At 65.5% G+C, this 24,067-nt stretch carries 24 protein-coding genes; 7 read left to right on the top strand and 17 right to left on the bottom strand.

Translation table 11 applies throughout. From position 1 onward, the window contains the following. The 4 genes from Q0319_RS17040 to Q0319_RS17025 all read right to left on the bottom strand — a co-directional run. The coding region (locus Q0319_RS17040) for an ABC transporter ATP-binding protein (protein WP_299454653.1) at nt 1-1,435 on the bottom strand (1,435 nt) is incomplete at its 3' end. 209 nt (nt 1,436-1,644) lie between these two features. Further along, a complete protein-coding gene (gene pnp / locus Q0319_RS17035) occupies nt 1,645-3,744 on the bottom strand; it encodes a polyribonucleotide nucleotidyltransferase (protein WP_296466822.1) in 2,100 nt (699 codons plus the stop codon). Nucleotides 3,745-3,951: 207 nt separating this feature from the next. After that, the gene (rpsO, locus tag Q0319_RS17030; protein WP_296466817.1) at nt 3,952-4,221 is read right to left on the bottom strand and encodes a 30S ribosomal protein S15; all 270 of its coding nucleotides are present in this window, start codon (nt 4,219-4,221) and stop codon (nt 3,952-3,954) included. 180 nt (nt 4,222-4,401) lie between these two features. Beyond that, entirely contained in the window at nt 4,402-5,649 is a 1,248-nt protein-coding gene (locus Q0319_RS17025; RefSeq protein ID WP_299454668.1) for a branched-chain amino acid ABC transporter substrate-binding protein, read from the bottom strand. A 74-nt stretch (nt 5,650-5,723) separates the two neighbouring features. Between Q0319_RS17025 and Q0319_RS17020 the strand changes: the two genes are divergently transcribed. After that, nucleotides 5,724-6,239: a hypothetical protein gene (locus Q0319_RS17020; protein ID WP_296466814.1), complete on the top strand. Its 516-nt coding sequence runs from the start codon at nt 5,724-5,726 to the stop codon at nt 6,237-6,239. Nucleotides 6,240-6,243: 4 nt separating this feature from the next. Here the strand turns inward: Q0319_RS17020 and Q0319_RS17015 are convergent, their stop codons facing one another. After that, on the bottom strand, nt 6,244-7,107 hold the full coding sequence (locus Q0319_RS17015) for a LysR family transcriptional regulator (protein WP_299454648.1): 864 nt from the start codon (nt 7,105-7,107) through the stop codon (nt 6,244-6,246). Between the two features lie 129 nt (nt 7,108-7,236). On the opposite strand from Q0319_RS17015, the gene Q0319_RS17010 reads away from it, so the two are divergent. Further along, nucleotides 7,237-7,956, top strand: coding sequence for an MFS transporter (locus Q0319_RS17010; protein WP_299454645.1), 720 nt, complete (start codon nt 7,237-7,239; stop codon nt 7,954-7,956). Between the two features lie 4 nt (nt 7,957-7,960). Here Q0319_RS17010 and Q0319_RS17005 read toward each other — a convergent pair whose 3' ends face one another. Continuing rightward, the gene (locus Q0319_RS17005) at nt 7,961-8,932 is read right to left on the bottom strand and encodes a tripartite tricarboxylate transporter substrate-binding protein (protein ID WP_299454642.1); all 972 of its coding nucleotides are present in this window, start codon (nt 8,930-8,932) and stop codon (nt 7,961-7,963) included. A 261-nt stretch (nt 8,933-9,193) separates the two neighbouring features. On the opposite strand from Q0319_RS17005, the gene Q0319_RS17000 reads away from it, so the two are divergent. Both Q0319_RS17000 and Q0319_RS16995 read left to right on the top strand, forming a co-directional pair. Then, nucleotides 9,194-9,970, top strand: a complete 777-nt coding sequence (locus Q0319_RS17000) for a helix-turn-helix domain-containing protein (protein WP_296466803.1) — start codon at nt 9,194-9,196, stop codon at nt 9,968-9,970. A gap of 122 nt (nt 9,971-10,092) precedes the next feature. Further along, a complete protein-coding gene (locus Q0319_RS16995) occupies nt 10,093-11,070 on the top strand; it encodes a fumarylacetoacetate hydrolase family protein (RefSeq protein ID WP_296466802.1) in 978 nt (325 codons plus the stop codon). 8 nt (nt 11,071-11,078) lie between these two features. Here the strand turns inward: Q0319_RS16995 and Q0319_RS16990 are convergent, their stop codons facing one another. Beyond that, nucleotides 11,079-11,492: a cupin domain-containing protein gene (locus Q0319_RS16990; RefSeq protein ID WP_299454637.1), complete on the bottom strand. Its 414-nt coding sequence runs from the start codon at nt 11,490-11,492 to the stop codon at nt 11,079-11,081. A gap of 175 nt (nt 11,493-11,667) precedes the next feature. Then, nucleotides 11,668-12,381, bottom strand: a complete 714-nt coding sequence (locus Q0319_RS16985; protein ID WP_296466796.1) for a class II aldolase/adducin family protein — start codon at nt 12,379-12,381, stop codon at nt 11,668-11,670. Between the two features lie 156 nt (nt 12,382-12,537). On the opposite strand from Q0319_RS16985, the gene Q0319_RS16980 reads away from it, so the two are divergent. Next, nucleotides 12,538-13,521 carry a tripartite tricarboxylate transporter substrate binding protein gene (locus Q0319_RS16980; RefSeq protein ID WP_299454633.1) on the top strand — a complete coding sequence of 328 codons (984 nt, stop codon included), beginning with the start codon at nt 12,538-12,540 and terminating at the stop codon, nt 13,519-13,521. Here the strand turns inward: Q0319_RS16980 and Q0319_RS16975 are convergent. Beyond that, nucleotides 13,508-14,506: a LysR family transcriptional regulator gene (locus tag Q0319_RS16975; protein ID WP_296466788.1), complete on the bottom strand. Its 999-nt coding sequence runs from the start codon at nt 14,504-14,506 to the stop codon at nt 13,508-13,510. The genes Q0319_RS16980 and Q0319_RS16975 overlap by 14 nt on opposite strands. Before the next feature lie 137 nt (nt 14,507-14,643). Between Q0319_RS16975 and Q0319_RS16970 the strand changes: the two genes are divergently transcribed. Further along, entirely contained in the window at nt 14,644-15,510 is an 867-nt protein-coding gene (locus Q0319_RS16970) for a pirin family protein (RefSeq protein WP_296466785.1), read from the top strand. Between the two features lie 35 nt (nt 15,511-15,545). Here Q0319_RS16970 and Q0319_RS16965 read toward each other — a convergent pair whose 3' ends face one another. The 4 genes from Q0319_RS16965 to Q0319_RS16950 all read right to left on the bottom strand — a co-directional run bounded on the left by Q0319_RS16965 (nt 15,546) and on the right by Q0319_RS16950 (nt 19,872). Next, entirely contained in the window at nt 15,546-16,070 is a 525-nt protein-coding gene (locus Q0319_RS16965) for a GNAT family N-acetyltransferase (RefSeq protein WP_296466783.1), read from the bottom strand. Further along, complete coding sequence (locus tag Q0319_RS16960) at nt 16,070-17,611, bottom strand: 2-isopropylmalate synthase (RefSeq protein ID WP_296466780.1); 1,542 nt, start codon at nt 17,609-17,611, stop codon at nt 16,070-16,072. Before Q0319_RS16960 ends, Q0319_RS16965 begins: the two co-directional genes overlap by 1 nt. 78 nt (nt 17,612-17,689) lie before the next feature. Beyond that, a complete protein-coding gene (gene pssA / locus Q0319_RS16955; RefSeq protein WP_296466777.1) occupies nt 17,690-18,427 on the bottom strand; it encodes a CDP-diacylglycerol--serine O-phosphatidyltransferase in 738 nt (245 codons plus the stop codon). Between the two features lie 182 nt (nt 18,428-18,609). Beyond that, on the bottom strand, nt 18,610-19,872 hold the full coding sequence (locus Q0319_RS16950) for an ABA4-like family protein (RefSeq protein WP_299454629.1): 1,263 nt from the start codon (nt 19,870-19,872) through the stop codon (nt 18,610-18,612). 119 nt (nt 19,873-19,991) lie between these two features. On the opposite strand from Q0319_RS16950, the gene Q0319_RS16945 reads away from it, so the two are divergent. Next, nucleotides 19,992-20,636 (top strand): TetR/AcrR family transcriptional regulator, encoded by a 645-nt coding sequence (locus tag Q0319_RS16945; RefSeq protein WP_296469512.1) that lies wholly within the window; start codon nt 19,992-19,994, stop codon nt 20,634-20,636. Nucleotides 20,637-20,673: 37 nt separating this feature from the next. On the opposite strand, the gene Q0319_RS16940 is transcribed toward Q0319_RS16945, so the two are convergent. The 4 genes from Q0319_RS16940 to ilvN form a co-directional block, all read right to left on the bottom strand. Further along, complete coding sequence (locus tag Q0319_RS16940) at nt 20,674-21,783, bottom strand: S-(hydroxymethyl)glutathione dehydrogenase/class III alcohol dehydrogenase (RefSeq protein WP_296469513.1); 1,110 nt, start codon at nt 21,781-21,783, stop codon at nt 20,674-20,676. Between the two features lie 46 nt (nt 21,784-21,829). Next, on the bottom strand, nt 21,830-22,105 hold the full coding sequence (frmR, locus tag Q0319_RS16935; RefSeq protein ID WP_296469515.1) for a formaldehyde-responsive transcriptional repressor FrmR: 276 nt from the start codon (nt 22,103-22,105) through the stop codon (nt 21,830-21,832). Nucleotides 22,106-22,367: 262 nt separating this feature from the next. Continuing rightward, nucleotides 22,368-23,384, bottom strand: coding sequence for a ketol-acid reductoisomerase (gene ilvC, locus Q0319_RS16930; RefSeq protein WP_296469517.1), 1,017 nt, complete (start codon nt 23,382-23,384; stop codon nt 22,368-22,370). 182 nt (nt 23,385-23,566) lie between these two features. Continuing rightward, a complete protein-coding gene (gene ilvN / locus Q0319_RS16925; protein WP_296469519.1) occupies nt 23,567-24,058 on the bottom strand; it encodes an acetolactate synthase small subunit in 492 nt (163 codons plus the stop codon). Nucleotides 24,059-24,067 lie beyond the last annotated feature (9 nt).

Here is a 24,067-nt window from a genome sequence, read left to right as displayed (position 1 = left end):
GCGAAAGGCTGCTGCCCGCCATGACCGCGACGCGATCACAGATGGCGAGCAGCTCATCGATGTCCTCGGAAATGATCAACGCCGCGCCGCCGGCATGGCGCAAACCGATCAGCGCCTCGCGGATGCGCATCGCCGCGCCGACGTCCACGCCCCAGGTGGGCTGGGCCGCGACCAGGACGCGGGGGGCCCCCTCCAATTCCCGGCCCACCACGAACTTCTGCAGGTTGCCGCCCGACAGGTTGCGGGCAGGCGTGCGCGGGGAAACCGCCTTCACCCCATATCGGTCGATGATGCGGGCTGCCGCAGCGACGAGGTGGCGCCGGCGCAGCCAGCCCCGCCGCGTCGCCTGCGCGGCCGGTAGGGTCAACAGCACGTTCTCGTCCAGGCCCATGTCCGGCACGGACCCGCGCCCCAGGCGCTCCTCAGGTATGGCGCGCAGGCCCAGGGCGCGCCGCTCGACCGGCCCCAGGTTCCCAGCAGGCCGGCCCATCAGGTGGATGGCGTCGTGGGGAACGCCCGTCTCCTCGCCCGACAACGCAGAGAACAGCAAGCCTTGTCCGTTGCCGGACATACCCGCCACGCCGAGGATTTCACCTGCTCGCAATTCGAACGACACGTCGCGCAGCCCGACCCGCTGGCCCGGCGGCGCGCAGATCGACAAGCCACGCACGCCCAACAGCGGCTCGCCCCCCGCGCGTGACGCCGGCACCCGTATCTCGTTGACCGCGCTGCCGAGCATCAAGGTCGCCAGGGCTTCCTGCGACATGGACCGCGGATCGACCGTCGCGACCGTCCTGCCTGCTCGCAGCACCGTGCAGCGATCGCACAAGTCGCGTATTTCTGCCAGCTTGTGGCTAATGTAGACGATGCTGCAGCCCTCGGACGCCAACTGGCGCAAAGTAGAAAAAAGTGCAGCCCGGGCGGCGAAGGACAGCACCGAGGTCGGTTCGTCCAGGATCAGCAACTGCGGGCGCGTCGCCAATGCGCGCAGCAATTCGACGCGTTGGCGCTCTCCGATCGACAAATCGCCCACATACGCATCGGGACGCAGATCAAGGCGATAACGCTCGATCAGGGAGGCCAGCGATGCCTCGTCGCCCCGGGAGGCTCGCCCCGCCGGCAGTCCGAGCGAGACGTTCTGTGCCACGGTCAGGGTCTCGAACAGCTGGAAATGCTGGAAAACCATCCCTATGCCGAGCGCGCGCGCATCGTCCGGCGCGCGCAGCCTGACGGGGCGGCCGTTCCACAGGATTTCTCCGGCGTCGGGCGCGATCACGCCGTAGACGATTTTCACCAGGGTCGATTTGCCGGCGCCGTTTTCGCCCAGCACGGCGTGGATCTCGCCGGGCGCCACGGCCAACGAGACATCGTCGTTCGCGAGGACGCCGGGATACTGCTTGGTGATCCCTCGCAATTCGAGTCGATGAACAGCCATGGCCTCAGCGTGGTGGGAGAACGAGGGGCCATTGTAGAACGCACGCCTGCAGCCTTCGCCCCCATCCCGGCGGGCAAAAAAAAGCGTCCCGGAGCGGGACGCCATTCTTGCCATCATTGCATCAGGGCCCGGGCCGGACCCGGAACGCGATGCGATCCGGCTTGGCTCGCACCGGCCCCGGGCCGGCACGGGGCACGTGCGCGAAAGGCTTATTCCACCGCGATGGCCTTCATCGAGAGGCGCAGGCGGCCCTTGTCATCGGCCTCGATGACCTTGACGCGGACCTGCTGGCCGACCTTGAGCACGTCGTTGATGTTGGCGATGCGGTGATTGGCGATTTCGGAGATGTGCAGCAAGCCGTCGCGGCCCGGCAGCACCTGCACGATGGCGCCGAAGTCCAACAGGCGCAGCACGGCGCCTTCGTAGATCTGCCCGACCTCCACGTCGGCAGTCAGCTCCGCAATGCGGCGCTGGGCCTCCTTCGCGCGATCCAGATCGGCGCTGGAGATGACGATGGTGCCGTCGTCCGAAATGTCGATCTGCGTGCCGGTTTCCTCGGTGAGGGCACGGATGGTGGCGCCGCCCTTGCCGATGACGTCCCGGATCTTCTCGGGGTTGATCTTCATGGACAGCATGCGCGGCGCGAATGCCGAGAGCTCGTTGCGCGAGCCCGAAATGGCTTCGCGCATCTTCTCGAGGATGTGCAGGCGGCCTTCGCGGGCCTGCGCCAACGCGACCTGCATGATCTCCTTGGTAATGCCTTGGATCTTGATGTCCATCTGCAGCGCGGTGACGCCGCTGACGGTGCCGGCCACCTTGAAGTCCATGTCGCCCAGGTGATCCTCGTCGCCGAGGATGTCGGTCAGCACGGCGAACTTATTGCCTTCCTTGATCAGCCCCATGGCTACGCCAGCCACGTGGTCCTTGACGGGAACGCCGGCATCCATCATCGCGAGCGAGCCGCCGCAGACGGAGGCCATGGACGACGAGCCGTTGGATTCCGTGATTTCCGACACGACGCGGATGGTGTATTGGAAATCCTGCGCAGAAGGCAGCAACGGAGCCAGCGCCCGCTTGGCCAGCCTGCCATGTCCGACTTCGCGGCGCTTGGGCGTGCCGATGCGGCCGGTCTCGCCGGTCGCGAACGGAGGCATGTTGTAGTGGAGCATGAAGCGGTCGCGGTACTCGCCCATCAGTGCATCGATGATCTGCTCATCCTGCTTCGTACCCAGGGTGGCGACCACCAGCGCCTGCGTTTCGCCGCGCGTGAACAACGCGCTGCCGTGGGCGCGGGGCAGCACCCCGAGGCGGATGCTGATCGGCCGCACGGTGCGCGTGTCGCGGCCGTCGATGCGCGGTTCGCCATTCAGGATCTGGCCGCGCACGATCTGGGCTTCGAAGTCGAACAGAATGTTGTCGACCTCGACCGGATCGATGGCTTCGCCGGTCGCCTCCGCCTGCGCGGCAAGCTTTGCATGCACGTCGGCGTAGACGTCGCGCAATTTGGCCGTGCGTTCCTGCTTGGAGCGGATCTGGTAGGCGGCCTTCAGCCCCTCTTCGGCCAGCGAACGCACGGATGCGATCAGCGCTTCGTTCTTGGGGGGCGGTTGCCAATCCCATTCGGGCTTGCCGGCCTCGCGCACCAGGTCGTTGATCGCGTTGATGACGGTCTGCATCTGCTCGTGGCCGTAGACCACGGCGCCGAGCATCACTTCTTCCGACAGCTGGTCGGCTTCGGACTCGACCATCAGCACGGCCGCGTCGGTGCCGGCGACCACCAGGTCGAGCTTGGAGCTCTTGAGCTGCGTGGCGGTCGGGTTCAGCACGTATTGGTTATCGATCCAGCCAACGCGCGCCGCGCCGATCGGGCCGTTGAACGGAATGCCGGAAATGGCGAGCGCGGCCGAAGAGCCGATCATCGCGGCGATGTCGGGATCGATCTCGGGATTCACCGAGAGCGTGTGCACGACCACGTGGACTTCGTTGTAGAAGCCTTCCGGAAACAGCGGACGCAGCGGACGGTCGATCAGCCGGGAAGTCAGGGTTTCCTTCTCCGAAGGCTTGCCCTCGCGCTTGAAAAAGCCGCCCGGGATGCGGCCGGCGGCATAGCTCTTCTCGATGTAATCGACGGTGAGCGGGAAAAAGTCCTGGCCGGGCTTGGGCTTCTTGGCCCCGACCACGGTTGCCAGGACGACGGTGTCCTCGATGGAGACCAGCACTGCGCCGGAGGCCTGGCGGGCGATCTCGCCGGTCTCCAGGGTGACGGTATGCTGGCCGTATTGGAAGGTTTTTGTAACTTTATTGAACATGACAGGCATCCTATGCGGTTGCCCCTCTGAAATGAAAATGCCTGTGACAGGCGGTCCCTGACACAGGCACTCTCATTTTTCAGGAGGGTGTTGCTAGAGTGCCGGCTCCATTGCTCCATGCAACGAAGCGAGGAAGCCGGCAGCCACCGGAAACGCCACGCAACGCTGCGACGGCAGCGTCCGCCGGGTTTCCGATCCCCTGGAAAATCACTTACGCAGACCGAGCTTCTCGATCAGGGCACGGTACGCATCGGCGTTGCGACGCTTCAGGTAGTCGAGCAGCTTGCGGCGACGGCTGACCATGCGCAACAGTCCGCGGCGGGAATGGTGGTCTTTGGTGTGCTCTTTGAAGTGGTTGGTCAACTCGTTGATCCGGGCGGTCAAGAGCGCGACCTGCACTTCGGGCGAACCGGTGTCGCCTTGGGCACGTTGGAATTCGGCAACGATGTTAGCTTTGTTGATGTCGGCTACGGACATATCTTCCTCTCTGACTGGCGGCAGGGCCGAGGCGCCCAGCCGTGATATTGCAATGAAGGTTTGCGGCGCAAGAAAGCAAATCCGCGCCTTGCGCCAAAAAAAGCGGCACAACGAATATGCCGCCTCCTTAAAACTCCCGTGGCCTAGCTAGCCCCCGAAAGTCAGCCGGAAAGTATAGCCTCATTCAGGCAACTTTGCCATTTTGCAGGTCGTAGGAAGGGCCAGATCGGCCGCCGGGACCTTCAACGTTGTTTCAAAGCCATACCCACTGCCCTCCACGTCCCGCTTGACCGTGCCCTCGCCGGCCTTGCGCATGGTGAAGACATACAGCGGCTTGATCGCCTGGTGGTCATCGGGCCGCATCCACAACTCCGCGCCCTCGGCCGTCCAGCGCATCCCGGACAGCCGCCGCGCGATGGCCGCGGCATCCACCGTGCCGGCCTGCTCCAGGGCTGTGGCCAGCATGTCCGTCATGTGCAGCATTCGGGCGTTGAGGTAGTCGTCGGCAGGCCGCGGGAACATGCGCCGGTAGGCGTCGTAGGCCCGGTCCATTTCGGGTTCGCCGGCGTTGTAGTGCCATTCGGCCACCGCCCGCACCTTGCCGACGCCCGCATCGCCCAAGGCCCCGGGTGCGCCCAGCGCGTTGCCGTAGAAGGTGTAGAAGCTGCCCTTGAACCCGGCCTCTTTCGCCGCCTTGACCAACAGCGTGAGGTCGTTGCCCCAGTTGCCGGTGATGACCGTGTCTGCCCCGCTGGCCAGGATCTTGGCCACGTAGGGCGAAAAATCCTTGACCTTGCCAATCGCGTGGAACTCGTCTCCGACCACGGCGACGTCCGGTCGCTTGGCCGCCAGCATGTCGCGGGCGCTACGCGACACCTGACGCCCAAAGCTGTAGTCCTGGTTAAAGAGATAGACCCGGCGAACCTCGCGGTCGCGGCGCATGACTTCAGTCAAGGCCGCCATGCGCATATCGGAACTGGCGTCGAACCGGAAATGCCAGGGACTGCATTTCTCATTGGTCAACGCCGGATCGACCGCAGAATAGTTCAAGTACACGACGCGCTGATCGGGATTGCGCTGGTTATGGCGATTCACCCCGTCGATCAGCGCCGCCGCCACGGCAGAGCTGTTGCCCTGCAGGACGATGCGGATGGATTGGTCGGCCGCGCTGCGCAACAACAGCAGCGCCTCGTCCACCTGGTTCTTGCTATCGAACGGAACGAGCTCCAGCGCGTGGCGGCCGTCGGGCAGCTTCACGCCACCGCGTTCATTGATGCGGGACACGGCAAAGCGCAGATTGCGCATGATGGCCTCGCCGGTATTGGCGAACGGCCCGGACATCGCCTCGATCACGGCGATGCGCACGGGAGGCAGTGCATCGGATTGCGCAAAAGCCGGGACGGCTACGAAGCCAAGAAGTCCTACAATGAGCGTATGCCAGCTACGCCTGCGTGACGAAACCACTATTTTGTCTCCGGTAGCGACCAAAACAGGAGCATTATATGAGCATCGCTACGACCCTGCGCCGCGGCGCTTGCCTGCTCGGCATGGCCGCACTGCTGACCGCCTGCGCAAGCCCCGCGGGCATCACGCCCGGAGAGCCCGTCTCGGCCGTCACCGCGCGCTTGGGCGCGCCCGCACTGCAGCGGCCGCTTCCCAACGGCGGCGAGCGCATCATCTACACCTCGCAACCCATGGGCCAATACGCATGGATCACCGACGTCGGGCCCGACGGCAAAGTGGTCGCAACGACCCAGGCGCTCACGAGCGAGCGCTTCCGCATGCTCGACTCCGGCCGCTGGGACACCGACCGGCTGCTGTTCGAGTTCGGCCCGCCGGCGGAGATTTCCCGCGTCGGCCTGCGCGGCGAACACATCGTGTGGGCCTACCGCTTCCGCGAAGACGGCGTCTGGAATTCGATGATGTATGTCTTCGTCGACGACAATGGAGTCGTGACCCGCTACCACCCGGGCCCGGACCCCTTGATGGAACCGCGCTTCCAGATGGGTGCCGGCTGATCGCTCACTGCGTATCAAAGGCCTCGACGATGGCATCCACCACCGCGCGCACCCGCGCGGTGCGCGCCAGGTCCGCATGCAGCACCAGCCAGACGTCGACGCGCTCGGTGCGCTCCGGCCAAATGCGTACCAATTCGGGATGAGTCTCGGCCATGCGTACCTGCAATTCGCCCAAGCCCATGCCGGCACGCACCGCCTGCAGCAGCATCAGCCCGGAGTTCACCTCCATGGCCACGCGGGCGTAGGCCGTGGAAACGCCGCAAAGCGTGCGGCCGTCCCCCCGGAACGGGCGATCGTACAGCACGACGTCGTGCCCCTGCAGGTCGCCATCGTCCCCCGGCACGCCGCGCCGCTGCAAATAAGCGCGTGAAGCGTACACGCCCAGTGGCACCCTCGCCAAACGCCGGGAAATCAGGTCGGGGTCGGTCGGCTTGACCGTGCGCACGGCCAAGTCGGCCTCCCGCCGGGTGAGGTTCGTCACCTGGGTCGACGTACTGAGCACGACCTTGATGTCCGGGTGCGCCTCGCGCACTCTCGTGAGCGCCGGCATGACATAAAAGCTACCCATGGTGTCAGAAGCCGCGACCCGGACCACCCCGCACAATTTTTCATCCAGGCCCTGCAATTGCCGCTGTAATTGATGCGCGGCCTGCTCCATCCTTTCGGCTGCCGCGCCGGCCAGCTCCCCGGCCGGCGTCGGCACGTAGCCTCCCGGCGTGCGCAGGAACAGCCGCACGCCCAGCGCCGCCTCGAGCGCCGCTAGCCGGCGGCCGACCGTCGCCTGGTCCACCCGCAGTTGCGCCGCAGCCCCGCGCAGCGTACCCGCCCGGAGGATGGCAAGAAACACCCTGGCGTCGTCCCAATCCATATTCCCTCCCCGGCGAAGCATCGTCGATGGCGATGCATTATTGCATCATCGTCCTGCAGATTCTCTGCTTTTTTGCATCGCATCGGCGTCCTAGGATAAGGGTCATTGCTTTCTATGGACGAATGGATCGTGAAGTACCCTTACGCCGACATTGCCGCCTACGGACGGGAGACCCCCGCCGCCACAGCCCTGCCGCTCGCCGCCCTGGCCACCGGCTTCATCCTGGCCATGTTGGACGTCACCATCGTCAATGTGGCCTTGACCGACATCGCCAGCACCTTCGGCGCATCGCTCTCGGGCCTGGTCTGGGTGGTGGACGGCTATACCTTGACGTTCGCCGCCTTGATGCTGGCGGGCGGCGCCCTGGCCGACCGCATCGGGCCCCGTGCAGCCTATTTGTCTGGACTGGCGATTTTCACCCTGGCTTCCGTCGCCTGCGGGCTGGCCTGGGACACCGCGTCACTGGTCGGCGCCCGCCTGGTCCAGGGAGTCGGCGCAGCACTCGGCGCCGAAAGCTCGCACGCGGTATTTCTCGTGCTGCTGACGGCAGGCAACCTGGGCGTCGCCATCGCCATCCCGGCCCTGACCGCGACGGTCATGCGCGCGGGAGGCCAGGACCATGCCAACAGCGCCTCGGCGGTGCTCAACGCCAACCGGCAGATAGGCACGCTCGTAGGCATCGCAGCCATGGGCAGCGTGCTGCATGCGCTGCCTGGCTGGGGCACGGGGCTGCGCGTGGCGCTGGCCCTGATCGCGCTCGGTTATGCGGCAGCCTGGACGATCGCGCTGCGCGGACTACGCTCGGACGGACGCCCGACCCCTGCGGAAGCGGCGCCCGGGCGGCCCTGAGGGATTACGGCTCGATGCCGAGGCTGCGGATGAAAGGCACCCAGGTGGCGCGCTCTTTCTTCTCGAATGCGAGCGCCTCGGCCGGCGTGGACGGCGCCAGGATCTCGGCCGTCTGGCGCTGGGCGAATTGCACGACTTGCGGATCGCGCAGCGCCTTGTTCAGCGCGGCGTTGAGCTTTGCGATCACAGCGGCGGGGGTGCCGGCAGGAGCGAACAAATTATTCCAGGTGTAGCCTTCGAAGGAGGGCAGTCCGGCCTCTGCAAAGGTCGGGACATTGGGCGTGGAAGCACCGCGCTGTTTGATGCCGTTGGCCAGCACCTTGATCTTGCCTTGGTCCACCAGGCCAGCCATGCTGGGCAGGGTCACCAACATCATGTCGACGCGCCCTGCGGCCAAGTCCGCCGCCGCGGTGGCCGCTCCCTTGTAGGGCACGTGCATCAGCTCCACGCCCGCGGCGCGAGCGAACGCGGCGCCGGCGATGTGATTGATCGAACCGACCCCGCTGGAGGAATACGTCATCGGCTGGGACTTGGACTTGGCCTGCTTGACCAGCTCGGCGAGCGAATTCGCCCCGCTCGCCGGCACGGCCAGCGCCAGCGGCGTGCGCGAAACCAGGCCGATGGGCGTCAGGTCGCGCTCCACGTCGAACGGCAGCGATTTCTGCAGGCCGACGTTCATCACGAGTTGGGAACTCGTGCCGAAGCCGAGGGTATAGCCGTCGGGCGCGGACTTGGCGACGTAATCCGTGCCCACCACGCCGCCGGCGCCAGGCTTGTTCTCCACGATCACCGGCTGGCCCAGTTCGTTGTAGAGCGTCTTGGCCAGCTCCCGCGCCATGGCATCGTTCACGCTCCCTGGCCCGAATGCCACCACGAGCTTGATGGGGCGTGCGGGATAAGCCGTCTCCTGCGCCAGCAACGCGGGCGACGCAGCAACCATCGCCGTCCCGATGACGGCCGACAAAATCTTACGCATGTCTCGATTCCTTTTGTTCGGGCAGAGTGCCCGGTTCCGAATAGTTTTTTCCTCAGAACCCAGTCACCGGACAAAGCGGCTTGCAAGCCGCCGAAGGCAAGTCCGGGGGGTCTTCCCGCGCAGTGACGGGCAAGTATAGGAGCCCGTTCAAGCGTAACCCCTGGCTTGCGTAAGGTTTTTCCGTGATACGGAACGAAAGTCCAACGAACCTGCGGGACCGGCGCTATGATCGGGTCGCCATGCATAGGGAGGAACGCGGGCATGTCCGAATCGAAGGCCATCGGACCGGTGGTCCGGGCGCTGAATATCTTGCGGGCGCTGAACCACCAGCCCCAAAGCTCTCTCCAGTCCCTGCACCAGGCCACCGGACTGCCCAAATCGACCATCCATCGCCTGTTGGCCACGCTCAAGAGCGAAGGCTACGTACGCGCGGACGTGGTCAAGGGAACGTACTCGCTCACCGAGAAAGTACGATGGCTGAGCGAAGGCTTTTCCGAGCCCGAACTGGTCGTGGAAGTCGGCGCCCCCATCGTGCTCAAGCACACGCGGGCAACGGGCCTGCCACTGGCCATCGGGACGCTCGACCGCGGCCACATCGTGGTGCGCTACAGCTCCATGCCCTACAGCCCCATCGGTTCCGAGCACACTACCGTCGGCCACGTCCACGACCTGGTCCATTCCGGCATGGGACAGGCCTATCTTGCCTACTGCAGCCAAGCCGAGCGCGACCGCCTGCTGCAATGGATACAGGCCTCGCTGCCCGAGCCCACGCTATGGCCCGCGGTCGAGCAAGACATCCAAAGCAATCTGGCCGACACGCGCAAGCGTGGCTACGGGCTGCGCAAAGGCCAGGGCCGGGGCTCCAGTACCACGCTGGCCGTGCCCCTGTCCCACGCGGAGCGGGTCCTGGGCGTGCTGTCGCTGACCACTTTCACCGTGCTGCTCACGCCAGAGCGATTGCGCGAGTGCCTGGCGCACCTCGAGCGTACGCGCAAGGAAATCTGCGCCGCCGTGGCCGCCCGCTTGCAGGCGGACTGATTCGTTCCATCTCACGGAAAGACGAGGCGCCACACTCCCGCCCCGCCGGGATACGGACGTAAGCTCTGTCGCGAGCCATGCGGCGATGCCGCGCCCATCCTTTTCAAGACTGGAGACATCAGTTGAAACTCGCCAGCTACGCCACTCTGGACCAACCCGACGTCGCCCGCGTCGGCTTCGTGGTCTCCGACACCGAACTGATCGACGCCGAAGCGGCCTGCAAGCATTTCGCCCCCGGTTTTTCGGGGCCGCTCGACATGCACCGGCTGATCGAAAGCGGTGAGGGTTTCTGGGATCAGTTGCGGCACGTGCATGCCGCGCTGGGGCAGGCCGACCTGCCCCGCCTTGCCATGGACGCGATCCGGTTCCTGCCTGCCGTGCCGCGCCCGTCCAAGCTATGCTGCCTGGCGCTCAACAACAGCGCGAACAGCGAACGCATCGTCAAGGGCCCCAAGCATCCGGCGATCTTCACCAAGCCTTGGTCCGCACTGGTCGGCCACGGTGAGCCCGTGCGGCTCAAGCCCAACTACGGCCGGGTGCACCCCGAGCCCGAACTGGCCGTCGTGATCGGCAAGCTGGCGCGCGACGTCAAGGCCGCCGATGCCTACGATTACGTGTTCGGCTACACCATCCACAACGACTTGACCTCGCCCACCATGCGCGACGAGGACAGCTTCCACTACCGCGCCATCCATCCCGCGCTGGAAGGCGAAGGCATCCGCTACGTAGACAGCCACGTTTCGTACAGCGGCCGCTATAAAGGCTCCGACACTTTCTCGCCGCTGGGCCCGTGGATCGTCACCCGCGACGAAATCGCGGATCCGCATGCCCTGGACATCTCGTGCCACGTGCGGGACGAACAATATGCCAGCGACAACACGGTCAACCTCTTCCACAAGATCCCGGAAGTCATCGCCTTCGTCTCGAGCTACATGACCCTGGTGCCGGGCGACGTGATCTCGATGGGGACGGCGCTGGCCTCGGGAGGCAAGCCAGGGCGGGCCGTGCAAAACGCCGACCTCAACAAGATCGGCGGCCCGGTCAGCGTGACCGTGGCAGGCATAGGCAAGCTCAGCAATCCCGTGCAGACGGGCTGCTGACGCCCTCCCTACTGCTGAGACAGCGGTACGCCGCGGCTGCCGGCATAGAACACGATCAGCACGACGCCCTGGTCGCCGGTCACGCCGCGGTGATACTCGCCCACCATTTCCGGCAAGACATCGCCCTGCTTGAGCCAGCGCGTCTCGCCCGTGCCTTGTTTCTCGACGGTCAGCTCGCCCGACAGCACGTAGGCCGCATTGGGAATGGGATGCGTGTGCCAGGGCAGCGCGCTGTGCGGCGGGATCGTGATCCTGAGCACGGTCAAGAGCGGCGGGCCCGGCGGGTAGGCTTCGTACGCGCGGCCGTCCCACGAGGCGCTGCTCTCCATTAATGTCTGGACCTGCACGCCCGGCGACTCGGCCGCCACGGCCACGCCTGCCGCCAGCACCCACGCGGCCAGTCCCCCCATCATCCTCTTCATGACGATCTCTCCTCGTCGTCTCATCCACCAATCGTTGTCATTGTGCCGCCCCGGCCGGACGATACCACCCTGCGCCGGGAAGCGGCGCTGCCTCGCACCGCGAGGGCCCTGAGACCGGACGCATCCTCCGAAAAAAAGCCGCCCGGGACGGGCGGCTTCGTGGAAGGGGGAAGCATCAATCGTCGATGTTCACTTCCGCGCACCAGAGGTCCCAGCATCGCTTGAGCTGGCCGCGGTTGGTCTCGGTCGCAAGGTCACCTTCCTTGTCCGACAAATAGCGCACGTTGCCAGAGACGCGCAGCGCATTCAGCTGCATGCCGGCATTGATCTCGGCGTAGACTGCCCGGTACACGGCTTCTTCCAGGCTGGTCCCGACCATGGTGGCGCCGTGCCCGGCCATCAGTACCGCGCTTGCCGGCCCGAGCGTTTCGGCCAGGTTCCGGCCAAGCTCCGGATCGCGTATCAGCATGTCGGTCTCGCGTCCGGTCGCCTCGCGTATGTCGAACTTGGCGGCGCGCGTCAGAAACCCGGCCATGTGGAACATGGGCCTGATCTGGACGTCGGTGGCACCGATGGTGATCATCGCGATGGAATGGCTGTGCACCACCGCGTTCACGTCGGGACGGGTCCGATAAATCTCCCCGTGAATGAAGCGCTCGAGGTAGAGCCGGCGGGCATCTCCTCCGACCGGATTGGAATCGGCATCCAATTCGACGATGTCGGACTCCTTGACCAAATTGGGCGCCCGGTTGCACGAAATCAGGTAGTGGTCCGGGATCTCGGGGTGCCGGCAACTGACGTGGCCGAACCCGTCAACCACGCCCTTAAGGTAAAGGATGCGATTCGCACGCGCCACGTTGCGGCGCGCCTCCAGCACAGTGTCGCTCATGACCGATTTCTCCTCATTTTCTGGCTCGTCGGCCAATTGTGCACCCGAAACACTCGTCAATAACATTGACCTTCGACGTCAATTTTTTTGATGACATGGGTTTGGCTTGGTGTGAAATACTCACCCCAACGAACAAGAAGCAACCAGGAGCACAACATGAACCGCAACACCCGCTATTCGCGCGCCCGTCGCCTCAGCTTGCTGGGCGGCCTCTTCGCGGTAACCTTCGGTTTCGCTGCCGCGGCGAGCGACGCCTGGCCGAGCAAACCCCTGACATTCATCGTTCCTTCGTCGGCGGGCGGCGGCACCGACATCTACGCCCGCCTGCTCGCCGAGGGCGTGGGCAAGCTGCTCAAGCAGACAGTCGTGGTCGAGAACAAACCTGGCGCCAGCGGCAACATCGGGGCGGCCGCCGCGGCCCGCGCCACGCCGGATGGCTACACCTTCCTCGTATCGGCCACCCCGGCCATTGCCGTCAACCCCTACCTCTACAAGAACCTACCCTACGACGCCGAGAAGGACCTCGTGCCCGTGGCGCGCGGCGTGGACGCCCCGCTAGTCTACGTCGTCCCGCCCAACTCGCCCTTCAAGACCCTGGACGACTTGATCGCTGCCGGCAAGCGCGACCCGGGCAAACTCGCATTCGGCTCGGCCGGACACGGCTCGCCCACCTTCCTGGGGGTCAAGGTCATGGAAGAAAAAACCGGCGCCTCCTTCACGCATGTGCCATACAAGGGCATGGCGCCGACCATGCAGGACTTCCTCGGCGGCCGCCTCGACTTCCTGCAATCGGACGTCGCCTCGGTGCTGCCCCACATCAAGGCAGGCAAGGCGATTCCCATCGCCATCAGCAGCAAATCGCCGCTGTTCCCCAAGGTGCCGGTCTGGACCGAACAAGGCCTGCCCGACGTGCCGCAGTCTTTCAGCGTGATGGCACCTGCCGGCACGCCTGAGGCCATCGTCCAGAAAATGAGCGAGACCGTGGTCAAGGCCATGGAGGAGCCGGCCGTCAAGCAGCGACTGATCGACCAAGGCTATATCCCGGTTTCCGACACGCCGGCCAAGTTCGCGCAACAGCTCAAGGCAGAACGCGCGATGTGGAAGGCGCTGATCGAGCGCAACAACATCACCGTGGAATAAGCTCCGGCGCCGGCGCCCCCTCTTCCTGCGCGACGCGGGCGAGCGCCTTCCTCAGCCAGGTGGCCCCGGCGTCTTTCTTGTGCCGGGGATGCCAATGCTGGTGCACGACATAGCTCGGCGACTCGAACGGCAAGTCGATGGCCACCAGGGGGGCGAAACGCATCAGCGCCCCGGCCAGCCGGGCCGGCACCACGGCGACCAAATCGCTGTCGGCGAGCAAGTGCTCGATGCCGGCGAAGCTCGATTGCTGCAACCGGATGTTCGGCCGCGCCCCCAGCTTCTCGGCCACATGGTCCTCCCAGCGCTGGCGGTTGCGGCCCCAGCTCGCCACGGACAAATGGGACAAGCCGAGAAACGCCTCCACGGGCATGTCCGCATGCAGCGCGGGATGCCCGATCCGGCCGAGGCAGACGTAATGCTCGCGGTATAGCCGCTGCCGGATGACCGCGTTGCCCATGGTCGGGACGTGGCCGACCACGAGGTCCAGGGCGCCGGACTCGAGATGCCAAGGCGTGTCGGCGGTGATTTCCACTTGCTCCAGGCTCACGCCCGGCGCCTCGGCGGCAAGCAAGGCGCGCAGCCCGGGCATGAGCACGCAAACACCCACCTCGCTCATCGCCACGCGGAAGCGTCGCGTGGCGACGGCCGGATCGAAAACATCGCCGGCCAGCGTACTGGCCTGGAGGAGTTGCTGCGCCTGCTTGAGCGCAGGGTAAATCGACTCCGCCTTGACGGTGGGAATCATGCCGACCGCGCTGCGGACATATAAATCGTCCTGGTAGATTTCGCGCAGGCGCGCCAGCGCCATGCTGACGGTGGAGGCGTTCATCCCCAGCCGCGCTGCCACTTTGGCGATGCTGCCGAGCTCGAACAAGGCGATGAAGATGCTGATCTGGCGGAAATCGGGGAAAGCCTTCGTATCCTCCAGCTTGCGGTCTCGAGGCCCCGCGTCTCCCAAAGGGGGATCACCGGCGCACGGCCTCATCGCGAATTTCCTTTGCTCACGCGGATTATTCCCTCAATAGAACGGTGCTTCCAGATTTTGCCATCTAGCGCGGAATTCCTACCACAAATATGCTGTCCCCATGCAGCCCGAACCAAAGGGCCATTCGGAGATTCATCATGAAAAAAGTCCTTGGGGTCTACAACGCACCGCCTGCGCACTGGGTGGGAGACGGCTTCCTGGTGCGCTCGCTCTTCAGCTACGACGGGCTGGGACGACACCTGAGCCCCTTCCTCCTGCTGGACCATGCCGCGCCGACTGTCTTCGCCCCCACGACGAAGCGCCGGGGCGTCGGCCTCCATCCGCATCGCGGATTCGAAACCGTCACCATTGTCTACCAAGGCGAGGCCGAACATCGCGACTCGACGGGTGCCGGCGGCCTGATCGGTCCCGGAGACGTGCAGTGGATGACGGCCGCCGGCGGCATCCTGCACGAAGAGTTTCATTCCCGGGCCTTCGCCGAGCGCGGGGGCACGATGGAGATGGTGCAGCTCTGGGTCAATCTCCCGGCGCGCGACAAAATGGGCGAGCCCGGCTACCAGCACTTGCGCAGCGCCGACATCCCGACCGTCGCGCTCGAAGGCGGCGCCGGGAGCCTGCGCGTCATCGCCGGGGAGTTCGCCGGCACGCGGGGGGCGGCGCGCACCCATACGCCCATGGACGTATGGGACCTGCGCCTCCATCCGGGAGGCACCGCCCGCCTCCGGGCCCCCGAGGGACACACGCTCGCCTTGGTAGTACTGCGCGGAACGGTGCTGGTGAACGGCGAAGCCGTGGCGCGGGAAGGCCAGCTGGTCCACTTGCACCGCGCCGGAACAGACGTCTCGATCGAAGCGAACAATGAGGCCGGGGTGCTGTGGCTCGCCGGGGAACCCATCGACGAGCCCGTGGTGGGGTACGGTCCTTTCGTGATGAACACGAAGGCCGAGATCCAGCAAGCGATCGAAGACTTCAACGCAGGCCGGTTCGCGCGCACGCCGGCCTGAACCTCGCAGGGCGGCCCGGCCGGCAAGGCGGGTGCTCAGGCGCCCGCTGCGAGCGGCCGGCGCATGAAACGCGCCCCGGGGCCATAGTCGCGCAGCGCGCCCGGCTCGAGCTGCACCGGCTCGAAGCCGAGGCGCATCCAATATCCGCACGCCGGCGCCAACGACACCAGCGTGGCCCATGCAAACCCGGCACGCTCTGCATGGGCGATCCCGGTTCGCACCAGAGCCGTCCCGATGCCCTTGCCCGACGCCGCGGGCAAGACGGCGCAATCGTGCAGGAACCAGTTGCGCGCATCGGCCGGCAGCCCGGCCAGCGGCACGTTGAGCTTGGGGGGCGCATCCAGCGACCAGGGGTAGGAAACCAGATAGCCCCATATTCCGTCCGCCCCGCGCGCGACCCAGCACGAGCCGGGCGCTAGATGGATGCGATTCAGGAAGAAAGCAGCGTTTTCCAGCACGTCGATGCCGGCATAGGCCTGGCGCTGGACCGCGAGCACGCCCTCGACGTCGGCCGGTCGCATCGCCTCGACGACGAAACCGGCCGCATGACGCGACACCATCAGATGCCCTGGGCGTGGACCTTCTCGACAGGCGATTGCAGCTTGTTCAGGGCCGACAAATAAGCCTTGGCAGCGGCCACGACGATGTCGGGATCAGCCCCCACCCCATTGACGATGCGGCCGGCCTTGGACAGCCGCATGGTGACTTCGCCCTGGGATTCGGTACCCGTCGTGATGCCGTTGACCGAGAACAGCAACAACTCCGCATTGCTTTGCACGTGGCTCTCGATGGCCTTGACCGTGGCGTCGACTGGGCCGTTGCCTTCGGCCTCCGCCGTGACCTCCTTGCCGTTCTCGGAGAACACCACGCGGGCATACGGACGCTCGCCGGTTTCCGAGCGCTGCGCGAGCGCGACGAACCGGTAAACGCCTTCGCCTGCCTCCGCGTGTTCGCCCGAGACCAGGGCGTGGATATCTTCATCGAAGATCTCGGACTTGCGGTCGGCCAGGTCCTTGAACCGCGCGAAGGCTTCGTTGACGGCCTGCTCCGACTCGAGCTCGATGCCCAGCTCTTGCAGGCGCTGCTTGAACGCGTTGCGGCCGGACAGCTTGCCCAGCACGATCTTGTTGGCGGACCAGCCCACGTCCTCGGCGCGCATGATCTCGTACGTCTGCCGCGCCTTGAGCACCCCGTCCTGGTGAATGCCCGAGGCATGGGCAAAGGCGTTGGCGCCGACGATGGCCTTGTTCGGCTGCACCACGAAGCCCGTGATGCCGGACACCAGGCGCGAGGCGGGCATGATTTGGGTCGTGTCGATGCCGACCTCGAGCCCGAAGTAATCCTTGCGGGTCTTGACCGCCATCACGACCTCTTCCAGCGAGCAGTTGCCTGCCCGCTCGCCCAGGGCGTTGATCGTGCACTCGACCTGCCGGGCACCGCCTATCTTGATGCCGGCCAGCGAATTGGCCACGGCGAGCCCCAGGTCGTCGTGGCAGTGCACGGACCAGACCGCTTTGTCGGAGTTGGGGATGCGCTCGCGCAAGGTGCGGATGAACTCGCCGTATTGCTCGGGCACAGCATAGCCCACCGTGTCGGCCACGTTGATGGTGGTGGCGCCTTCGGCGATGACGGCTTCGAGCACGCGGCACAGGAAGTCTGGGTCCGAACGGCTGCCGTCCTCCGGAGAGAACTCGATGTCGTCGGTATATTGGCGCGCGAACCGGACCGCCAACCTGGCTTGCTCGAAGACCTGGTCGGGCGTCATGCGCAGCTTCTTCTCCATGTGCAACGCACTGGTGGCGATGAAGGTATGGATGCGCGCGCGCTTGGCGCCGCGCAGCGCCTCCCCCGCCCGCGCGATGTCGCGGTCGTTGGCCCGTGCCAGCGAACAGACGGTGGAGTCCTTGATCGCCAACGCGATGGCCCGGACCGATTCGAAATCGCCGTTGCTGGCGGCTGCAAAACCCGCCTCGATCACATCTACCCGCAGCTTCTCGAGCTGCTTGGCGATGCGCACTTTCTCTTCGTGCGTCATCGACGCGCCGGGGCTTTGCTCGCCGTCGCGCAGCGTGGTGTCGAAAACGATCAGTTTGTCGCTCATGGGAGTCTCTCCTTACAGGCGACATTCTATCGTGACGAAGGGCCGCCCCCGAAGTGCCCGGGAAACGGCCGCAAGCCCTCAGCGCCGGGCGAGGCGCTCGCGCCTCCAGCGCAGGGCCCACAAGACGTAGCCGGAGAGCCCGTAGATCACGAACAACACGAACAGGACGATGGGCGGATCGCTGGAGATGAAGACGATGGCCAAGACCACCAGCAGGATGGTCCAGAAAGGAACGCTGCGCCCCAGGGCGAACGATTTGCCGCTGAAGAACGGCGCGTTCGACACCATGCTGACGCCCGCGTAGACGGTCAGCGTAAACGCGGCCCAGGGCATCCACAGCTCGCGTATCGGCAGTTTGTTGTCCACGGCGAGCCAGACGAAGCCGGCCACCAACGCCGCCGCCGCCGGGCTGGGCAGCCCCTGGAAAAAGCGCTTGTCCACGACGCCGACGTTGATATTGAAGCGGGCCAGCCGCAAGGCTGCGCCGGCCACGTAGATGAAAGCCGCGAGCCATCCCCAGCGGCCCAGGCCGTTCAGGATCCACTCGTACATGACCAGCGCCGGCGCGACGCCAAAGGAGGTCATGTCGGACAGGGAATCGTATTGCTCGCCGAACGCCGACTGGGTGTTGGTGAGCCGGGCGACGCGCCCGTCCATCCCGTCGAGCACCATGGCCACGAAAATGGCGATGGCAGCGGCCTCGAACCGATTGTTCATGGCCTGCACGATGGCGTAGAAGCCGGCGAACAGCGCGGCCGTCGTGAACGCGTTGGGCAGGAGGTAGATGCCGCGATGGCGGTGTTCCGGGTCTTTCATGACAGGGTTCCGCCGAAAGGTGAAACGTCGAGGTGCACCCACGTTGCAATGCCCCTTTAGATTGGAGAAAGAGTGGTGATCAGCATGACACGAAGGTTAACCGATGGCGTGCCAGCAGACCAATGAAAGGCGCGGCCGCCCTGCCCTGTGCGCCGCGGGCCACCTCGCTTGCCCTTTCTCTCCTATCCCAGCAGCGGCCGGCCCGCCACGGCCTGCGCGGCAGCCAGGACGGTCAGCGACGCATAGGCCAGGGCGACGAGCCAGACTGCCGCGATGCCGGTGGTCGCGTGGCGCGCCACCATGCCAGTGCCCGCGACGGCAAGCACGGGGCCGGATGCCCGGGCCGCCGCCATCGACGCCAGCATGCCTGCGGCGGGCAATACCTGCTGGGCGTGGATGCCGAGGAAATGCGCCACGCGCAGGTCTCCCCCGGCCAGCGACCAGCCGAAGACCGGCACGACAGCCCCGCCCGCCATGGCGCCGATGGTCGGGCCGCCATTCATGCTGATCGCCACCCCCGCCCCTGCACCGAAGACGAACGTCAGCACGAGCCCCAGTACGGCGCCGAGCCGGTACGCGGGCGCCATGTCCTCGGCATGGCGTCCGATCATCCAGGCTAGCGGCAGGGAGCAGGCGGTCAGGGTCAACGCGCCCACCCCCATGAGCACATACATGGCCGAATGGAAGGGTGTCGAATCATTGAAATGCGACGGCTGGCCCAAGGCCGCCTGGAGCGTGATGTAGGCCACCTCCGCCGCGCCCACCAGGATGATGGTGCGGGCCAGGCGCCGAACCGCGGGCGACGCGCGGAACCCGGAAGGCAATTCTCCGATCAGCCAAGCGGTGGTCCACGCATACAGCGCCACCGACGCCATGAACTTCATCGGCTTGACCCACACGCCCACGCCGCCCAGCGTGCGCGCATCGATCGCGGCCATCGCAAGCGACGCGGCAAGCGCGGCGAACAGGATCAAACCGAAGCGCGCCAGCGGGCCATGCCTGCGCTCGAGCTCGCGCACCAGCGCCCGCACAGGCTTGGCGGCATACAGCAAGCCGTAGGCGACCAGCCCCGCGGGGCCGAACAAGAACGTCAGGGCGTGGCAGGGAATCATCCACAAGGGAGCGATTCCATCGCGTTCGGCGCGCCGTGCCAGCCAAGTGCCAACGAAGAGGTCGAAAGCCAAGTAGTGATACCACCCTGCCGTCAACATGCCGCGATGGCCGAACAGCGTCGACACATCGTCCAGCGACCCGTACCCCCCGCCGGCGGCTGGCCAGGACATGGCCACCAACGCGACATAAGCCAGCGCCAGGGCACCGGGAACCACGGCGCCCGTCACCATGCGGACGATGGGCTTGGCCCTGCCCAGCCACGGCGACGCCGCCAGTGCAATCCAGGCGAGCATCACGATCATGCCCGCAAGCTCGAAAAGAAGATCGAACATGGCCCCTCTCCTCAGAAATGCCGCCCCAACCAAATCTAAACAGCGTTCAGATACCATAACAAGGCATTTGAACGGTGCAAAGTTTGATTTTTCCGACAACCAGCGAGGAGCCCTCATCCATGGCCACCCGGCGAAGCGGGGCGGCGACGCCCTACCACCATGGCGCACTGCGCCAAGCGCTCATCGACGCCACTGAACAATTGCTTGCCGCGCGCGGCGTGGAAGGCTTCAGCCTCAGGGAAGTCGCGCGCCAAGTGGGGGTGTCGCCGGCCGCCGCGCTGCATCATTTCGGTTCGGCCGCCGGCTTGTTGACGGAAGTCGCCATCCTGGGCTTTGAGGAACTGACGCGCTTCCAGCGGGAGGGCAGCGCGGCCGGCAGGACGCCGACCGAAAGGCTGCACGGCAAGGGGCTGGGATACGTGCGCTTCGCGCTGACCTACCCGGCCCGCTTTCTACTGATGTTCCGCAAGGACATGTTGGCACCCGACTCGCGGCTGGACGACGCGGGCCGGGCGGCCTACCGGGAGCTGGAAGAGGCCGTGCGGGAGTACGTGGGGCGCACGGATGGCCCGCTGGGCGCTGCGGACCAAGCCCTGCTGATGGGAGCGTGGTCGGCCGTGCACGGATGCGCACACCTGGCGCTGGAAGGCAAATTCGGGAACGGGCAGGCCGGCGGCGACGCGTTCATGGCGCAGATCCTGCCCGAGATGCTCAGGCAACTATTTCCCGAGCGGCCGCGCCCCAAGCGGGGCAAGGCCGAGTGAGCGCCGCGTCCATGCGCGCGGCGCAATGCCATCGACGTCAATAGTGGATGACGGTGCGGATGGACTTGCCCTCGTGCATGAGGTCGAACGCCTTGTTGATTTCGTCTAGCGGCAGCGTGTGCGTGACGAAGGGCGCGAGTTCGATTTCCCCGCGCATCGCTGCCTCGACCATGCCGGGCAGTTGCGTACGGCCTTTGACGCCGCCGAAGGCCGTGCCTTTCCAGGTGCGTCCGGTCACGAGCTGGAACGGGCGCGTGGAGATTTCCTGCCCCGCGCCCGCCACGCCGATGATGATGGACTGGCCCCAGCCGCGGTGTGCGCACTCGAGCGCCGCGCGCATCACGTTCACGTTGCCGATGCACTCGAACGAGTGGTCCACGCCCCAGCCGGTCATCTCGATGATGACTTGCTGGATGGGCTTGTCGTAGTCGTTCGGGTTGATGCACTCGGTCGCACCGAAAGTCTTGGCCAGTGGGAACTTGGCCGGATTGGTGTCGATGCCGATGATGCGGCTCGCCTTGGCCTGGCGCGCGCCCTGGATGACAGCCAGCCCGATGCCGCCCAGGCCGAATACCGCAACGGTATCGCCCTCCTGCACCTTGGCAGTGTTGTGCACGGCACCGATGCCCGTGGTCACGCCGCATCCGAGCAGGCAGACGTGCTCGGGATTGGCCTTGGGGTTGATCTTGGCCAGCGAAACCTCGGCCACGACGGTGTATTCGCTGAAGGTCGAGCAGCCCATGTAGTGGTAGACGGGCTGGCCGTTGTAGGAGAACCGCGATGTGCCGTCGGGCATCACGCCCTTGCCCTGCGTCGCGCGCACCGCGACGCAGAGGTTGGTCTTGCCCGACTTGCAGAACAGGCACTCGCCGCACTCGGCGGTATAGAGGGGGATCACGTGATCGCCAGGCGCAACCGAGGTCACGCCCTCGCCCACTTCGACCACCACGCCCGCCCCTTCGTGGCCGAGCACGACGGGGAACAGGCCCTCCGGATCCTCGCCCGAAAGCGTAAAGGCGTCGGTATGGCAAACGCCGGTATGGGTAATCTTCACGAGCACTTCGCCCTTCTTGGGCGGGGCCACGTCGATCTCGACGATTTCGAGCGGCTTACCAGGTCCGAATGCGACGGCGGCACGAGATTTCATGGGAGTCCTCTTTGCAGAAAGTCTTGGGAGCGCGACGGGGCGGGATTCATCGGAGATACGAGCGCACGAGGGAAATCACCTCGTCGATGGGCCGGTTCGGCGTGCCGGCGGCCTCGGCCAGGTGAGTGAACTCCTCGCGCAAATGACTTTCCAGCACGCCCGCCATCAGGCCGTTGATGGCCCCTCGCACGGCTGCAATCTGTTGGAGGATCGCCCCGCACTCCGCGCCCTCCTCCAGCGCCCGTTCGAGTGCGTCGATCTGCCCGCGCACGCGGCGGACACGGGTCAAGACGCGCTTTTTCTCTTCAGGCGTATGCGGCATGACGGTTCAGCATACTGGGTAGGAGTATGCGATGATACGTCATCGCCGCCGCAAGCGGCAGGGGGTTGACCCGTAGCAGACGGCGCTCGATGCGCAGCGCCCAAAAAGAAAAAGCCCTCGCGCAGGTAGCGTGAGGGCTGAGGCCTGGGATGCGCCGGGGCGCATCCTCGTGTTCCGGCCGCGCCATGGCATGCCGGGCCCGCCGGGAGCCCTGCCGCGCCACAACCGAAGATGGGCGCAGACATGCAGGACGCGCGGAATATCAGTTCTTGCTTTGGTCAACCAGCTTGTTCTTGCGGATCCAGGGCATCATTTCGCGCAGCTTGGCGCCCACTTGCTCGATCTGGTGCTCGGCCGTGAGGCGGCGACGCGACTTGATGGTCGGAGCCCCAGCCATGTTTTCCAGCAAGAAGCTCTTGGCATATTCGCCGCTCTGGATGTCTTTCAGGACGGCGCGCATGGCCTGCTTGGTCTCTTCGGTCACGATGCGCGGGCCGGTGACGTATTCGCCATATTCCGCGTTGTTCGAGATCGAGTAGTTCATGTTGCCGATGCCGCCTTCGTAGATCAGGTCGACGATCAGCTTGAGCTCGTGCAAGCACTCGAAGTAGGCCATCTCGGGCGCATAGCCGGCTTCCACCAGCGTCTCGAAGCCGGCCTTGATCAGCTCGACCGTGCCGCCGCACAGCACCGCCTGCTCGCCGAACAAGTCGGTCTCGGTTTCTTCGCGGAAGTTGGTCTCGATGATGCCGGCGCGGCCACCGCCGTTGGCCATGGCGTACGACAGGGCGATGTCGCGGGCCGCACCCGAACGGTCTTGGTAGACCGCAACCAGGTGGGGAACGCCGCCGCCTTGCTGGTAGGTGGCACGCACCGTGTGGCCCGGGGCCTTGGGAGCGACCATGATGACATCGACGTCGTCACGGGGCACGACGCAGCCATAGTGCACGTTGAAGCCGTGCGCGAAGGCCAGTACCGCGCCCTTCTTCATGTTGGGGCCGACGTTCTCGGCATAGACCTTGGCGATGTTCTCGTCGGGCAACAGGATCATGACGACGTCGGCTTCCTTGACCGCATCGTTCACTTCCTTGACGGTCAGGCCGGCGTTGACGGCCTTGTCCCAGGAGGCTCCCCCCTTGCGCAGCCCGACCACGACCTTGACGCCGGAATCGTTCAGGTTCTGGGCATGGGCGTGACCTTGGGAACCGTAGCCGATGATGGCGACGGTCTTGCCCTTGATCAGCGACAGATCACAATCTTTGTCGTAAAAAACTTTCATGGCGCTCTCCAAAATCCACTCGATACTCGAAATTCAAATTCAAATTCAATGCTGGCCGCTCCGCTTCCGACGCGACGGGGACGGGGAACCCGAGGCATTGGGTTCCGCCGGCGCCCGCCGGGCGGGACACATCCGCGCCACGGCCTGGCCTGCCATCCCCGGATGCACAGGCGCGCAGGGGCTCAGATCTTCAGCACCCGCTCGCCCCTCCCGACGCCGCAGCTGCCTGTACGCACGGTCTCCAGGATGCAGGCACGGTCGAGCGCCTCGATGAAGGCGTCGAGCTTGCCCTTGTCCCCGGTGAGTTCCACGGTGTAGCTCTTGTCGGTCACGTCCACGATATGGCCGCGGAAGATATCGACCATGCGCTTCATTTCCTCGCGCTCCTTGCCCACCGCGCGAACCTTGATCAGCATCAATTCGCGCTCGATGTGGGGCGCTTCGGTCAAATCGACGACCTTGACCACTTCCACCAGGCGGTTCAGGTGCTTGGTGATCTGCTCGATGACGTCGTCGGACCCGGAGGTCACGATGGTCATGCGCGACAGGGTCGGGTCTTCGGTCGGCGCGACGGTCAGGGTTTCGATGTTGTAGCCGCGCGCCGAGAACAGGCCGACGACGCGCGAAAGTGCACCTGCTTCATTCTCCAGGAGCACCGATATGACGTGTCTCATGTGTGCTCC

It is taken from the genome of uncultured Pigmentiphaga sp. (genome assembly GCF_937950555.1).
Taxonomy (GTDB): domain Bacteria; phylum Pseudomonadota; class Gammaproteobacteria; order Burkholderiales; family Burkholderiaceae_B; genus Pigmentiphaga.
The sequence above is the reverse complement of the archived record's forward strand: the minus strand, read 5'-3'. Positions and strand labels throughout refer to the sequence as shown.

Excerpts from the sequence above, each read along its gene's own strand:
- Q0319_RS17005 (WP_299454642.1), bottom strand. The coding sequence starts at position 8,932 with ATGCGTAAGATTTTGTCGGCCGTCATCGGGACGGCGATGGTTGCTGCG.
- Q0319_RS16965 (WP_296466783.1), bottom strand. The coding sequence starts at position 16,070 with ATGGTGTCGCGTCATGCGGCCGGTTTCGTCGTCGAGGCGATGCGACCG.
- Q0319_RS17000 (WP_296466803.1), top strand. The coding sequence starts at position 9,194 with ATGTCCGAATCGAAGGCCATCGGACCGGTGGTCCGGGCGCTGAATATC.
- pnp (WP_296466822.1), bottom strand. The coding sequence starts at position 3,744 with ATGTTCAATAAAGTTACAAAAACCTTCCAATACGGCCAGCATACCGTC.
- Q0319_RS16985 (WP_296466796.1), bottom strand. The coding sequence starts at position 12,381 with ATGAGCGACACTGTGCTGGAGGCGCGCCGCAACGTGGCGCGTGCGAAT.
- Q0319_RS16960 (WP_296466780.1), bottom strand. The coding sequence starts at position 17,611 with ATGAGCGACAAACTGATCGTTTTCGACACCACGCTGCGCGACGGCGAG.
- Q0319_RS16945 (WP_296469512.1), top strand. The coding sequence starts at position 19,992 with ATGGCCACCCGGCGAAGCGGGGCGGCGACGCCCTACCACCATGGCGCA.
- pssA (WP_296466777.1), bottom strand. The coding sequence starts at position 18,427 with ATGAAAGACCCGGAACACCGCCATCGCGGCATCTACCTCCTGCCCAAC.
- ilvN (WP_296469519.1), bottom strand. The coding sequence starts at position 24,058 with ATGAGACACGTCATATCGGTGCTCCTGGAGAATGAAGCAGGTGCACTT.
- Q0319_RS16975 (WP_296466788.1), bottom strand. The coding sequence starts at position 14,506 with ATGAGGCCGTGCGCCGGTGATCCCCCTTTGGGAGACGCGGGGCCTCGA.
- Q0319_RS16980 (WP_299454633.1), top strand. The coding sequence starts at position 12,538 with ATGAACCGCAACACCCGCTATTCGCGCGCCCGTCGCCTCAGCTTGCTG.
- frmR (WP_296469515.1), bottom strand. The coding sequence starts at position 22,105 with ATGCCGCATACGCCTGAAGAGAAAAAGCGCGTCTTGACCCGTGTCCGC.
- Q0319_RS16940 (WP_296469513.1), bottom strand. The coding sequence starts at position 21,783 with ATGAAATCTCGTGCCGCCGTCGCATTCGGACCTGGTAAGCCGCTCGAA.
- Q0319_RS16950 (WP_299454629.1), bottom strand. The coding sequence starts at position 19,872 with ATGTTCGATCTTCTTTTCGAGCTTGCGGGCATGATCGTGATGCTCGCC.
- Q0319_RS17020 (WP_296466814.1), top strand. The coding sequence starts at position 5,724 with ATGAGCATCGCTACGACCCTGCGCCGCGGCGCTTGCCTGCTCGGCATG.
- Q0319_RS16970 (WP_296466785.1), top strand. The coding sequence starts at position 14,644 with ATGAAAAAAGTCCTTGGGGTCTACAACGCACCGCCTGCGCACTGGGTG.
- Q0319_RS16990 (WP_299454637.1), bottom strand. The coding sequence starts at position 11,492 with ATGAAGAGGATGATGGGGGGACTGGCCGCGTGGGTGCTGGCGGCAGGC.
- ilvC (WP_296469517.1), bottom strand. The coding sequence starts at position 23,384 with ATGAAAGTTTTTTACGACAAAGATTGTGATCTGTCGCTGATCAAGGGC.
- Q0319_RS17015 (WP_299454648.1), bottom strand. The coding sequence starts at position 7,107 with ATGGATTGGGACGACGCCAGGGTGTTTCTTGCCATCCTCCGGGCGGGT.
- rpsO (WP_296466817.1), bottom strand. The coding sequence starts at position 4,221 with ATGTCCGTAGCCGACATCAACAAAGCTAACATCGTTGCCGAATTCCAA.